The organism is Anaerotaenia torta (assembly GCF_050433395.1).
Lineage (GTDB): Bacteria > Bacillota > Clostridia > Lachnospirales > Lachnospiraceae > Mobilitalea > Mobilitalea torta.
Map to the genome: position 1 here is coordinate 100,634 of NZ_JBNPXH010000003.1, position 13,824 is coordinate 114,457.

8 protein-coding genes are annotated in these 13,824 nt (G+C 49.7%); 7 read left to right on the top strand and 1 reads right to left on the bottom strand.

Annotated elements, in window-relative coordinates; genetic code table 11:
* The first annotated feature begins 122 nt into the window (after positions 1 to 122).
* The 6 genes from HNQ56_RS06565 to HNQ56_RS06590 all read left to right on the top strand — a co-directional run bounded on the left by HNQ56_RS06565 (position 123) and on the right by HNQ56_RS06590 (position 9,720).
* Complete coding sequence (locus HNQ56_RS06565; RefSeq protein WP_429143954.1) at positions 123 to 1,904, top strand: sensor histidine kinase; 1,782 nt, start codon at positions 123 to 125, stop codon at positions 1,902 to 1,904.
* 18 nt (positions 1,905 to 1,922) lie between these two features.
* Entirely contained in the window at positions 1,923 to 3,380 is a 1,458-nt protein-coding gene (locus tag HNQ56_RS06570) for a response regulator transcription factor (RefSeq protein ID WP_429143955.1), read from the top strand.
* A 60-nt stretch (positions 3,381 to 3,440) separates the two neighbouring features.
* Positions 3,441 to 5,594 (top strand): methyl-accepting chemotaxis protein, encoded by a 2,154-nt coding sequence (locus tag HNQ56_RS06575; RefSeq protein WP_429143956.1) that lies wholly within the window; start codon positions 3,441 to 3,443, stop codon positions 5,592 to 5,594.
* An 80-nt stretch (positions 5,595 to 5,674) separates the two neighbouring features.
* Entirely contained in the window at positions 5,675 to 6,436 is a 762-nt protein-coding gene (locus HNQ56_RS06580) for a glycoside hydrolase family 16 protein (protein ID WP_429143957.1), read from the top strand.
* A gap of 83 nt (positions 6,437 to 6,519) precedes the next feature.
* Positions 6,520 to 9,237 carry a GH36-type glycosyl hydrolase domain-containing protein gene (locus HNQ56_RS06585; RefSeq protein WP_429144453.1) on the top strand — a complete coding sequence of 906 codons (2,718 nt, stop codon included), beginning with the start codon at positions 6,520 to 6,522 and terminating at the stop codon, positions 9,235 to 9,237.
* Positions 9,238 to 9,294: 57 nt separating this feature from the next.
* Positions 9,295 to 9,720 carry a hypothetical protein gene (locus HNQ56_RS06590; protein WP_429143958.1) on the top strand — a complete coding sequence of 142 codons (426 nt, stop codon included), beginning with the start codon at positions 9,295 to 9,297 and terminating at the stop codon, positions 9,718 to 9,720.
* 178 nt (positions 9,721 to 9,898) lie between these two features.
* On the opposite strand, the gene HNQ56_RS06595 is transcribed toward HNQ56_RS06590, so the two are convergent.
* A complete protein-coding gene (locus tag HNQ56_RS06595; protein ID WP_429143959.1) occupies positions 9,899 to 11,632 on the bottom strand; it encodes an ATP-dependent metallopeptidase FtsH/Yme1/Tma family protein in 1,734 nt (577 codons plus the stop codon).
* Positions 11,633 to 12,117: 485 nt separating this feature from the next.
* Here HNQ56_RS06595 and HNQ56_RS06600 point away from each other — a divergent pair, with 485 nt between their 5' ends.
* Positions 12,118 to 13,773 (top strand): SulP family inorganic anion transporter, encoded by a 1,656-nt coding sequence (locus HNQ56_RS06600; RefSeq protein ID WP_429143960.1) that lies wholly within the window; start codon positions 12,118 to 12,120, stop codon positions 13,771 to 13,773.
* Positions 13,774 to 13,824: the final 51 nt, after the last annotated feature.

Consider the following 13,824-nt stretch of genomic DNA (forward strand, 5'->3'; position numbering starts at 1 on the left):
GTTGACAGCAAAGGTAATTCTGTCTAAGATGGAAGTATAAGGTAATACACAGACTGGTGCTGTATTACGAGCACCGGTGCATACAGGCGAACATGGTGCTGCAGGCAGAAAGGCTTGGTATAATGAAGAAGATAAGGGCACGCTTTGCGGCTTTAAAGCTGGACCGGAAAATATCCTTAGCGATTGTTATAACCGTTATCATTCCGATTTTCATCCTATCCACGCTCTATTTCCAGAACGTCAGGAAGACGGAGATACACAAGAAAATTAAATCGGTGGAGATGAGCTTTATCCAGCATTATGCGGAAATCCAGAAGAAGGTGGAGATGTGTACCATGTCTACCCAGGTGGTCATCCACAGCCAGAATATCTGGAGCGGTATTACGGCCTTCACCCAGGGGGACGGGGTCGCTACCCAGGAGCTTCTCCATTTCTATAATAATGATATAGCCAGCCTGGAGAAGCTGGTGAATTCCAATCCCTATCTGTATCAGATCCGGATCTATGTGGATGCGGATGTAAAAGAGATGATGCCCATTCTGTACAAAAAGTACCGGATGATGAAATTAAGCTGGGCACAGTCTGACTTTAAATCCGGCTCCTGGCAGTTTGATTACACAGATCAGATCTTTCCGTCTTATGTTTTGAGGCCGGTTTCTCATATTGCAGGATTTGTAACGAAGATGACCGGTCTGGAAGACGGTCTGGACGCGACCATTGAGGTTTCCACCAGGATGGAAACCCTGTTTCCGGATATGTATGCTTCTGATAAGGATGAATGGGTCTGCTTCGTGGATGCCGGGGGAGCCATGTATTACGATATGGACCGTGAGAGCCCCTGGCTGGAGGATGCGAAGAAGTTCTATGCCAATATAGAGGAGCACAGTGCCGGCTACACAGAGGAAAAGATGCTTGACGGCAGCCATGCCATTGTCTGCTTCCAGCCAATTCAGCAGCTGGGGGGATATCTGATCAAAATAGTCTCCCTGGATCAGACCATCAACGAGGTAAACCGGACAAGGAATGTATTCCTGGTCATTGCACTGCTGATTACGGCGGTATTAATCTTTTTTACAAAGCTTATTATTGATCTGATTCTGAAGCGCTTCTATGAGATTATTGATACGGTTCACCAGATCCGGAAGGGGGATCTGGGGATACGGGTGGTGAATCTCGGATCGGATGAAATGGGGGAGCTGGGACTGCAGATTAATAAGCTGCTGGATTATATCACCCAGCTGATGGAGGATAGTATTCAGAGGGAGCTCCTCTTTAAGGATTCGGAAATCCGGGCACTGCAAAACCAGATTAATGCCCATTTTATTTATAATGTCCTAGAGTCCATCAAGATGATGGCGGAGATTGACGGCAAATTCGAGATCTCCGATGCGGTCACCTCCCTGGGCAAGCTGCTGCGCTACAGCATGAGATGGGTGTCCAAGAATGTAACGGTGGAAGAAGAGATAGACTATATTAAAAATTACCTGGCGTTGATGAATCTTCGGTTTGATTACGAGATTTATCTGAGTCAGAATATCCCGGAGCGGATCTATTCCCAGGAGATACCGAAGATGTCCCTGCAGCCCATCATTGAAAATGCAATTTATCACGGCATTGAAGGCTTGGCGGAGGATACCAGCATCTATATGAAAGGAATTATTTACGGGGACTACTGTACCATTGAGATCACGGATTCGGGCAGCGGTATGACCGAGGAGGAATTGGTGGAGCTGCAGAAGAAGATCGACGGGGAGATCAAGACCAGCGGAAGCTCAGGAAATGGGATCGGGCTGAAGAATGTGCAGGACAGGATAAAAATTACGTTTGGAACAAATTACGGCATCAGTGTTGCATCAAAGAAGGATTGCTATACGAAGGTAATTGTGAAAATACCATTTAAATAGGGACTTGGAGGTGAGGCAATGAAGCTGTTGATTGTTGAGGATGAGAAGTTGATACGGCAGGGAATCCATGCCATGGCGATGCGTTCTTCCGTAAGCTTTGATGAGATTATCCAATGCAAAAACGGGGAGGAAGCTTACGAGGTCATCAAGAACCGTAAGATTGATATCATGATTACGGACATCCGTATGCCTAAAATGGACGGAATTACTCTGGTGAGGGAAGTACAGCTGCTGCCGAATACTCCAAGGGTAATTGTAGTCAGCGGTTATGAGGATTTCTCCTATGCGGTGGAGCTGATGCGGGCCGGAGCGAGGGAATATATATTAAAGCCTGTTGATCGGGATAAGCTTTCAGCGATTCTGGTAAAGCTGGAGAAGGAAATTGAGGAGGAGCGAAGCCGAAAGAAGGATATTACAAAAATAAGCTATCAACAGTTTAAATATATGCTTTTAAACTCTGATATTGAGGATGCGGAGATACAGGAGATAGAGAACAAATTCCAGGATTACTTTGTAGAGGGAAATTATGTGGTATGCTGTACCAATTATAAGCCGGGGGGAAGGGAAGAGCAGGAGAATGTTATTTTGCTGGAGGAGGTAGAGGAGCAGAGCGTATTCATTCTAAAGGCTTCCGATCTGGATGAGTTCCTGTGTGATCAGTTAAACCGGCATTATGTGGGCGTCAGCCGGGAGCATAATAAGCTGAGGGAGCTGATTGAAGCCTGGCAGGAGGCTCTGGAGGCCAGGAAGAACGCCTTTGTAACAGGAAGCTTCATAGTAAGGTACAGTCCGGCAGAGTACAGCAATGCGGGCATTCCCGAGGAGACTCTGGAGCAATATGTGCAGCTGATCGGAACGGACAAACTGGAGGCGGCCAACAAGCTGCTGGTTCATATCCTGTATAAGACGAAGCAGGGAATGATCAGCGCGGACCGGTTCAGTGAAGCCATGAAGTCCATTGTGGATAAGATCGTTGCCAACTATAAGAATGTGATCAATCTGGACGGGGAAGAGAGTGTGCCCTTTACCAGAGTCTTTCATTTTGATAATGCCGTTGCTTATTATGAGGAATTTTCCCGCTGGGTGGAAGGAGTGAATGCCAAGATTCTCACTGAATTTGACGACTATAAGAATAAACAGAAGATTCAGAAGGCAATCCGCTATATCCGGGAGAATTATGATAAGGATCTGAATATGGCGGTGGTCTCCAACTATATCTCCATGAATTATTCCCTGTTTTCCTATGCCTTTAAACAATATACAGGGACAAATTTTGTGAGCTATTTGAAAACCATCAGAATAAATGAAGCAAAACGTCTGTTGGAAGAAACAGATAAAAAAGTCATCGAGATCAGCAGCACCGTCGGCTATAGCAATGAGAAGCATTTTATGAAGCTGTTTCGGAGCGTCTGCGGGGTGTCTCCGACGGAATATCGGAAGAATATCCAGGTAGGCAGGACGAAGGATGAAACATAAGAATGGGAAGCGGCAAAGCCGAAAAAGAGACGAGCTAGCCGTAATCGGAGGGCAAAAACGGTGAAGACGAAGCAAAAGAAGATGGAGCAGCCGGTTGGTTTTGAAAATAGAAGGGAAGGCCGGCTTTTTATACATAGCATACGGATGAAGCTGACAGGGGTGTTTCTGATCCCTGTGGCACTGATTATACTTCTTGGATTTCTTTCTTATCAGAAATCCTCCCAGGCTATGATTGAGAATTATGAGACCTCCAGCGCGACGGCACTGGAGATGATGAAGAGCTATTATCAGCTGGGGTTTGAGTCTGTAACAGCGAAAATCAATCAGTTTCTCACCAATGAAAGCATTAAGAAATATTATTCGGGGGTTTATGAAGGGGATTCTTTGGCAGAGATGGAGCAGTATAAGCTGATCCAGAATCTCCTGTCCTCCAATTCCATGGAGGATAGAGTGGTTAAGGATATCTATATTTTTGCCGGGTATGGCATGGGAGCATCCGCCCGCGGAACGCTTCCGGCAGATCTGTATTCCAGGTTCCAGGAATCGGAGGAGGGAAAGAGCTTTATTGAATCCAAAAGCCGCTTTCAATGGAGGGGGTACCATGACTATCTGGATCAGGCTCTGGCGTCCACCAGCAATGATTTTGGCCTTGCTCTCACCTATTATCTGTATAATACCAATAACAAGAAGATCGGCTTTATTGTAATCGATATTAAGCGGGATTTTCTCACAAGAGCCATGGAGGAGGCCGGACTGGAAGAAGGCAGTATTCTGGGCTTTATCACCGGGGACGGGAAGGAAATCCTGTTCGGAGATTATCCGGAGAATTTCAGCTTTGCCGGTACAGAGTTTTATCAGGAACAGATGACCTCACGGGAGAGTGAGAAGGAGCTTCCTTTGAAGGGAGATGCCGCAAAGGAAGAGATAAGAAAGAGCTATGATCAGTACGGAGGCCAGGAATATCTGTATCTCAGTACTTCCCTCAGCACAGAGCAGGTGGTTCTCTGCGCTATGATTCCCAAGGACAGGATCACCAGGCAGTCGGATGAGATGCTGACGCTGACGGCTACCATCGTAGTGATTTCCAGTATAATAGCCATTGTGGTAGGCGGGCTTCTTGCTCTTGGCATTGCCAAGACCATCAATAAGACCAATGCGGTGCTGGAACAGGCAGGCAAGGGAGATCTCACGGTTACGGCCCATCTGAAAAGAAAGGATGAGTTCAATCATCTGGCCGTTGGAATTAACCGCATGATTGCGGGTATGAAGGACCTGCTGCTGCGGACGGTAGTGGTAATCCGTACGGTCACCGAGAATGCAGGGTATGTCAGCAGAAATTCTTCCCTCCTTCTTCAAGCCACCCAGGAGATCACGAAGGCGGTGGAGGAGATCGAACAGGGCGCAAGCCAGCAGGCCAGTGATGCGGAGGAATGCCTTCACCAGATGTCGATCCTGTCGGACCGGATTGGTACGGTAAATGAGAAGTCCGAAGATATTGGCACGATTACCTGTAAGACCAGGAACATTGTGAAGGAAGCGGCGGAGATTGTGGACGAGCTTTCACGGAAGGCGAAGAATACGGTTGACATTACCAATATTGTAATTGAAGATATTGAGAAGCTGGAGGAGAAATCCCTGGCTGTAAATCAAATTCTTCATACCATCAATGAGATATCGGAACAGACGAGTCTGCTTTCGCTGAATGCTACCATTGAGGCGGCCAGAGCCGGTGAATACGGCAAGGGCTTTGCGGTAGTGGCGGAGGAGATTCGCAAGCTTTCGGCCCAGACTCAGGAGGCGGCAAATCAGATAGGAAGAATTATCGCCCAGATTACGGAGCAGACCAGGGAGACCGTAACTACTGCCCATAAGGCGGAGGATATTGTGGCGACCCAGGAAGTGATATTGAAGAGTACGGTGGAAGCGTTCCACAGCATCAATGATCATGTGGAGCGGTTGTCAGATAATCTGGTGCTGATTACCGGGGAGATCTCGGAGATTGAGAGAGCCAAGGAGGATGCGCTGAGGGCCATGGACAGTATTACTTCCACAACACAGCAGACGGCCGCGGCCACCGGTGAGCTGGGGGCTACCGCGACGGATCAGATGAGGTCGGTGGAGGAGCTGAATTCCACGGCGCTTCGGTTAAATGAAGCGGTGAAGGATCTGGAGGCCACTGCTTCGGTATTTATGATAAATAAAGAGGAAGCATGAAGCCTGTTACGTGCAGAATAAAAGACAGATTTGTGCAACGGCACAACTTCACAGTTTAGGGACAGAATGGAGGATTTGAGATGGAAGAGCGGAAGAAGGGGTATCGTTTGGTATGGAGCGATGAATTTGAGTATGAAGGGGCTCCGGACCCGTTGAAATGGAACTATGATCTGGGCAACCACCAGTGGGCCAACCAGGAATTGCAGGCTTACACGGACAGACCGGGGAATGTGTCGGTTAAGGACGGCAGGCTGGTGATACGGGCGTTAAAGGAACAGGACGGAGAGAGAGCTTATACTTCAACCAGACTGACTACTTATGAAAGACAGTCCTGGCAGTATGGTTTGTTTGAGTTCCGTGCCAGGCTGCCCAAGGGGAAAGGCTCCTGGCCGGCAATCTGGATGCTGCCGGATTCCATCCGAACCGGCACGCCATGGCCGCGCTGTGGTGAGATCGATATCCTGGAGCATATCGGAAGGAGACTGGATCAGTTGTTCTTCAGTATTCACAGTGAAAAGCATAATCATACCAGGAAGGATACGAAGCAGTGTACCGTATTCCGGGATTTTCCGGGAATCAGCGACGGTTTTCATGATTATCATATGGAGTGGACACCGGATTTCTTTGAGTTCTATGTGGACGGAATCAGTGCCTGCCGTTTTGAAAAGAGCGATGACCCGGAGGATCAGACCGCTTCTGCCTGGCCCTTTGATCAGCCCTTCTATCTTATTTTGAATATTGCGGTAGGAGGCGGATTGGGCGGAGAGGTGGACGAAGCGGCGCTGCCCTTTGTGATGGAAGTAGAGCATGTCAGAGTGTATCAGAAGGACAGCCGGAACTGAGGGAAAGGATAAGAACCAACGAGAAGTAACGAGAAGCAATGAAGACCAACAAAAACGAACAAGAGACAACGAAGGAGAGAAATATGAAGGGGTATGAGTTTTTAGATGAAAAGGGCAGATTCCGGCTGGAGAACCCGGAATCGACCAGCTATCTTTACTTCCCGATTGCCAATGAATGCGGTGTAATGAGCTGTGTTACGCCTACCCTGGGCGGAGACAGCAAGATGGGACAGAATACCTTTCTGCTGGCTCCGGTCAGCAGTGAGGATCTCCATAATAACAAATCCTCCCGGAACTTCTGGTGCAGAATCAACGACAAGGAGATCTGGTCTGCTGTGGGAAAATCAGCCTCACAGGAGGCGAAGAGCTTTCTGGGGGAGAAGGAGGAAACGGTGCTGGAAGCAGGGGTAATGTGGCATAAGCTGTCCAGAACCTCGAAGGAATTGGGCCTTCAATCGGAGGTGCTGTCCTTTGTACCCCATACTCCGGATCAGGCGGAGCTTATGATGGTAACGCTGACCAACTGCGGGGAAAAGCCCTGCAGAGTTCTTCCGACAGCGGCAATTCCCCTCTACGGAAGATCGGCGGATAATATCAGAGATCACCGCAATGTAACCTCCATGCTTCACCGGGTGGAGACCTCGGACTTCGGCGTATTGCTGAATCCCACACTGACCTTTGACGAACGGGGTCATCAAAAGAATACGGTGGTATACGGCGCATTCGGAAGTACCGGAGAGGGTGAGGCTCCGGATGGATTTTATCCTGTGGTTGAGGATTTTATCGGCGAGGGAGGTTCCCTGGAGGCACCCCGGTCGATTATACAGAAGAAGGAGCCGGTGAAGGCCGGGTACCGGCGCAACGGCTATGAGGCCATGGGCGGCATCTGCTTTCCGGAGGTTCTTCTGGAACCGGGGGCAGCGAAGACCTATATTATTGTTCTGGAATACGGGGACTCTCCCGAGGAGCTGGAGCGCACCGCCGGGAAGTTCAGAACCCGGAAGGCCTGTCTAAAGGCATGGGAGGCCGCCAGGAGCTACTGGGAGGAGAAGATTAATGTAGCATATCATACGGGTTCCAGGGATTTTGATGCATGGATGCATTGGGTGAATTTCCAGCCGATGCTTCGAAGAATCTACGGCTGTTCCTTCCTGCCCCATCATGATTACGGAAGGGGAGGTCGCGGATGGCGGGATCTGTGGCAGGATTGTCTTGCGCTGCTGATTATGAATCCTTCGGGTGTGCGGGAAATGCTGGTCAGCAATTTTGGCGGTGTCCGCACGGATGGAACCAATGCCACCATTATCGGTACGAAGCAGGGGGAATTTATTGCAGACCGCAATAATATCACCAGAGTGTGGATGGATCATGGGGTATGGCCGTTTTTGACCACCAGACTCTATATTATGCAGAGCGGTGATGTGAATATTCTGCTGGAAGAAAATTATTACTTTAAAGACCCTCAGGCTGTGCGGGGAGAGGAAAAGGATCCCCTGTGGAAGCCGGAGGACGGAAACCGTGCACGGTTAAGGAATGGGCAGGAATACCGGGGAAGTATTCTGGAGCATATGCTGATTGAACATCTTGCGGCTTTCTATGATGTGGGTGAGCACAATCACATCCGCCTTCGGGGAGCAGACTGGAATGATGCTCTGGATATGGCGAAGGAACGGGGGGAGAGCGTCGCTTTTACCTCGATTTACGGCAGCAATCTGGAGCAGATGGCGGAGCTTATTCTGGAGCTTAAAAAGGCCGGTATACCCAGATTATCCTTTTTTGAAGAGCTGAAGACCCTGCTGGAGGAGGATTCCTCCCTTTATGAGGATGTGGAAGGAAAGCAAGCGCTGTTAAGGAGCTATTGTGATAGCTGCAGGAGTACTCTCTCCGGCGGCCGGTTTGAGATTGACTGTGAGGAGCTGGCGGCGAATCTGAAGAGAAAAGCGGCCTGGATTCGCAGCCATATCAGAGCCACGGAATGGATTACCAGTGAAAACGGCTATTCCTGGTACAATGGGTATTATGATGACCATGGCAGAAGGGTGGAAGGAGATCATCCCCTGGGTGTGCGCATGATGCTGACGGGACAGGTATTTGCCATTATGTCCAACACGGCGGATGAGGAGCAGGTAAGGGCAATTACCGCGGCGGCGGATGCATACCTTTATCAGGAAGAAATCGGCGGCTATAAGCTGAACACGGATTTTAAAGAGGTGAAGGATGACCTGGGAAGGATGTTCGGTTTCGCTTACGGGCACAAGGAGAACGGTGCGGTGTTCTCCCATATGGCGGTTATGTATGCCAATGCCCTCTATCAGAGGGGCTTTGTCCCGGAAGGCTATAAGGTAATCCGTTCCCTGTACCGCCATTGCATTGATTTTGAGAAGATCAGAATCTATCCCGGAATCCCGGAGTACATTGGCGATAACGGAAGGGGACTGTATCATTATCTGACAGGCTCCGCAAGCTGGCTGCTTCTCACGGTGCTGACGGAAATGTTCGGTATTAAGGGAGAGATGGGGAATCTGCTTCTGGAGCCTAAGCTGGTGCCGGAGCAGTTTGATGCTTCCTGCAGAGCGGAAGCGGCACTGACCTTTGCCGGGCGCAGACTGAGGATATGTTATGAGAATTCAGCAGGAAAGGAATATGGAGCATACCGGATCGGAAGACTTCTCATTGACGGAGAGGAGTATGGCGCGGAAGAGAAATGCAGTGCCGGAGAGGGAAGGAAGCTCATTGCCCGCACAAGGCTGGAGGCTTTGGCTGAGGACCGGGAGCATCTGATTATGGTGGAATTGATCTAGTGCACGGATCCATGTCATAAGAAAGGGATTGCATTGATAGCAATGCAGGGTTATACAATGAAAAAGGAATATATTGAGGTGACTTCCTACCAGGGAGAGGGTTATCTGCCCATGATCGATTTCGGAGCCTGGCGGGTGGCCATATTAAGGTACATCGATGAGCTGGAGATCCAGAATCTCGGAAAGATGCAAAAGCACAGCGAGACGGATGAAGTATTTGTACTGCTGGAAGGAAACTGCACGCTGTTCACCGGCGGCCAGGGAGAGGAGATCGGAGAGATTGACGCCGTTGCCATGGAGCCTCTGCAGCTCTATAATGTAAAGCAGGGAACCTGGCATACTCATACCCTGGAGAGGGATACCACCGTTCTGATTGTTGAGAATCGGGATACCTGTGATGATAATTCTCCGGAGCAGGAGATGAATGCGGAACAGGTGAGAGAGATCAGGAGAAGCTTTGAAGAGGCCGGCAGAAAAGGGTAGACATTAGAGGAACGAAATATTAAAAATGGTGCGGCAAGAAGACTTGTGATCTTCCTGGCGCACCATTTTCATGTTATTAATAGAAGAGAAGCCCCTTGTCATTTCTTTGAATATAAGAGGGGTTTGCAGGTCGTACCGTTCGTTGTCTGTGATTTATATCCGCCGGCAATCCGGCATTTTACGCGGCACAGATCCGGTTGATGTCCTCATGGCCAAGAGATTCCTTTTCCAGGAGCTCTGCCGTGATAGATTCCAGGAGAGGGCGGTGCCGGATCAGCAGCTCTTTGGTCTCCTCATAGAGAAGGTTCATCTGATCCCGGCATTTTGCAACCAGTCTGCTGTCGCAGCTGTCGCCCAGAACCTCTGTGCTGAATAACCCCAGTTCTTCATCCATGCCGAATTTATTGATGTAATCAAGGATCAGCTGGGAAGCCTTCTGAATATCATTGCCGGCTCCGGTGGTGATCTCCTGAGGGCCGAAAACCAGCTCCTCCGCAATGCGGCCCGCCAGCAGAACCTGGAGGTTCGCTCTCAGCTGACGCTTGTTCTGGAAGAGAGTGTCCTTCGGAATAGAGAGATTAAAGCCTCCGGCACCGCGGACACTGGGAATGATGGTCACCTTGGATATAAAGTGCTCCGGCAGCAGGAGGGAGGTGGCCAGGGCGTGGCCGGCTTCGTGATATGCGGTGATCCGGCGGTCCAGCTCCGTGATATAGCTGCGGTCCGTCTTCGGAGCTCCGGCCAGCACGGTATAAAAGGCGGTATCGATATGATCCCTGCGGATCACCTGTTCCTTCTGGTTGGCGGCATGGATCGCCGATTCATTCAGCAGATTCTCCAGCATGGCACCGCTGAAGCCGACGGTGGAACGGGCAAGATCCCGGAGATCCACATCCTCTGCCAGGGGCATCTTAGCGGCATACAGAGCCAGGATGCGTTCTCTTGCGTTGACGTCGGGAAGGCCGATTTCTATATGGCGGTCAAAGCGGCCCGGCCGGAGCAGGGCTTCGTCCAGGGTATCCAGACGGTTGGTGGCTCCGATTACAACGATTCCCTGATTATCATGAAAGCCGGACATCTCTGTCAGCAGGGCATTGAGTGTCTGATCCCGTTCGTCGTTGCTGGCGGTGGCATTCCGGGCTCTTTTCTTGCCGATAGCATCAATTTCGTCGATAAATATTACCGCTCTCTCATTTTTCTTGGCTTTGCTGAAGAGGCTGCGGATTCTGCTGGCGCCCACACCCACATACATCTGAACGAAATCAGAGCCGCTCATGGCATAGAAGGGGACATTGGCTTCCCCTGCGATTGCCTTTGCCATCAGAGTCTTGCCGGTGCCGGGCGGGCCGTAGAACAGCAGTCCTTTGGGCATCCGGGCTCCGACACAGGTGTATTTGCCGGGGTCTTTAATGAATTCAATAATATCCTCCACCATGGATTTGGCTTCCTGGTTGCCTGCCACATTCTCCAGGGTAATGGAGGAAGAAGGATTTTTTGCGGATAATTTTTTCTTATTGGCATTTTGTATCAGGCTGCTGGCATTCCCCCCGCTTCGTGCATACCAGATCACACCGCCGATGACCAGAACGGTTCCAAGGATCTTCAGCAGAGTGAAAAGGACATTTTCCTGGCCGTAGCGGATCTCCGCTCCGTGGAGCAGAAGCTGTTCGGTGAAATGCTCTGTTTTTGGATTGGGAATGATGTAAAGGGTATCATCGGAGGCATGAAGCTTCGCCTGGAAGGTGTTTTCATCCGTGCCGAAGATTACCTCTTCCACCTGCTGTTGTTCCAGGGAGGAGAGAAAGTCGGGATAGGACATTCTGACCGGGTCTTTTTTGGTATATTGGCTGCCCAGAAACAGGGCGGCGACAATCAGGATGCCTGCACAAAGCATCAGAAATAGTTTTTTCATTATGGTAACCATGCCTTTCTCAGAGTGAGTAAATTATTTACAATCACGTCTTCTATTCTAACATAAATCGATTAAATATCCATGTTTAAAATATGGAAAGCTTTCCTGTCTGTGCCTTGGGGGGAACCCCTGCCAGCCATCTCCGGCACTGTTCCGGAATGCTTTCTGCGTTTGCTATTACAGTTTACAGGGTAGCCGGGTGGAGGACATGATGCTCCCGTAATGCACTGTATGGAATACATGTGATTGGATTTGTATGCCGTAGACGAACATTTTTGTACGGCTATGGCATACAAATCCGATTATGTGTCTTCCGTCCTGTGTGTGAGGGAGCATCATGTCCTCCACCCGGCTACCCTGTGAACTGTAATCGCTTGCTGTCTAAAATTTTAGAAATATTTAATATTTACTTGAAAAAATGAGATAGTCGGAATATGATAGTGAAGTGAAACAGCCGCTAAGGCGAACTATATGGAGGCACGAAGATGGATAAGTTAAAGCCTAAGTTGTTTTCAGTGATGAAGACGTATACGAAGGAACAGTTTATGAAGGATGTAGTGGCCGGTGTGATTGTAGCAATCATTGCGCTGCCGCTGTCGATTGCTCTTGCGCTGGCATCGGGAGTGACACCGGAGAAGGGACTTTACACAGCCATTGTAGCAGGGTTTGTGATTTCCTTTTTGGGAGGCAGCCGGGTGCAGATCTCCGGTCCCACGGCGGCATTTGCAACTATTGTCGCGGGTATTGTGGCGAAGAATGGGATGGAAGGGCTGGCCGCAGCTACAATTATGGCGGGAATTCTGCTGATTATCATGGGGCTGCTGCGGTTTGGACGGCTGCTGCGGTTTATTCCTTACACCATTACCACCGGCTTTACGCTGGGAATTGCGGTTACAATTTTTATCGGTCAGATCCGGGATTTTTTTGGACTGACTTTACATAGCAGTCCGGTGGAAACACTGGAGAAATTGGTTGTCTGCGTTGAAAGTATAGGGACGGTCAACGGATGGGCCCTGCTGGTGGGTGCGGTGTCCCTGGCTATTTTGATTCTCTGGCCGAAAATCAATGGCAGGATTCCGGCATCCCTCATTGCGGTTCTTGTAGCTTCCGCTATGGTGAAGCTCTTGGATCTGGAGGTCAATACCATCGGAAGCCTGTATGAGATTTCTTCCAGACCGCCGGTCTTTCAGCTGCCTAAGATGAATATAACCATGATCAACACCATGTTTCCCGATGCGGTTACCATTGCAGTGCTGGCCGGAGTGGAATCCCTGCTGTCCTGCGTTGTGGCTGACGGCATGACCGGCAGCAGGCACCGTTCCAATATGGAACTGATCGCCCAGGGAGCAGGCAATATCTGTTCCAGCTTATTTGGCGGCATTCCCGCAACGGGAGCCATTGCCAGGACGGCAGCCAATGTGAAGAACGGAGGCCGGACTCCTATCGCAGGAATGGTTCATTCCGTTGTCCTGCTTCTGATTCTGGTGGTGCTCATGCCTTATGCGGCGTTGATTCCCATGCCTACCATTGCGGCGATCCTGTTTGTGGTAGCCTATAATATGAGTGAGTGGAGAGAATTCGTGAGTTTGGTGAAGAAGTCTCCCAAGAGCGATATTCTGGTATTAGTAGCAACCTTCTCCCTTACGGTGATTTTTGACCTGGTGGTCGCAATTGAGGTAGGGCTTCTGCTGGCGGCTATGCTGTTCATGAAACGGATGGCAGATGTGGCGGATGTGCAGAGCTGGGTCTATCCGGATAAGGAAGGCGGCGAGGAGGAGAATGATTCTGAGAATATCCGCCTGAAAAAGGTGCCGAAGAATACCCTGGTCTATGAGATTAACGGACCCATGTTCTTTGGTGCAGCGGATAAGATCATGAAAATATCCCTGGATGCCCATGTGAAGGTGGTCATTCTGCGGATGCGGAGTGTGCCGGCCATGGATGTGAATGCCCTCCATGCCTTGAATAAGGTGATGAAATCCTGCGAGAAGAAGCACATCACCCTGCTCCTGTCCCATGTTCAGGAACAGCCGATGAAAATGATGCAGAAGGCCGGCTTTGATCAATTTGTGGGAACAGAGAATTTTTGCGAAAATATTGATGCGGCCTTGGAGCGGGCGGAGATTCTGTCGGGCCAGTGAATATATGTAAAATAATAGCAGGAGAATACTTTTATGTTTGTTATATAGGGA

Bases quoted from the DNA above. Each gene is read 5' to 3' on its own strand.
- HNQ56_RS06565 (WP_429143954.1), top strand. From the start codon at position 123: ATGAAGAAGATAAGGGCACGCTTTGCGGCTTTAAAGCTGGACCGGAAA.
- HNQ56_RS06570 (WP_429143955.1), top strand. From the start codon at position 1,923: ATGAAGCTGTTGATTGTTGAGGATGAGAAGTTGATACGGCAGGGAATC.
- HNQ56_RS06580 (WP_429143957.1), top strand. From the start codon at position 5,675: ATGGAAGAGCGGAAGAAGGGGTATCGTTTGGTATGGAGCGATGAATTT.
- HNQ56_RS06585 (WP_429144453.1), top strand. From the start codon at position 6,520: ATGAAGGGGTATGAGTTTTTAGATGAAAAGGGCAGATTCCGGCTGGAG.
- HNQ56_RS06590 (WP_429143958.1), top strand. From the start codon at position 9,295: ATGAAAAAGGAATATATTGAGGTGACTTCCTACCAGGGAGAGGGTTAT.
- HNQ56_RS06595 (WP_429143959.1), bottom strand. From the start codon at position 11,632: ATGAAAAAACTATTTCTGATGCTTTGTGCAGGCATCCTGATTGTCGCC.
- HNQ56_RS06600 (WP_429143960.1), top strand. From the start codon at position 12,118: ATGGATAAGTTAAAGCCTAAGTTGTTTTCAGTGATGAAGACGTATACG.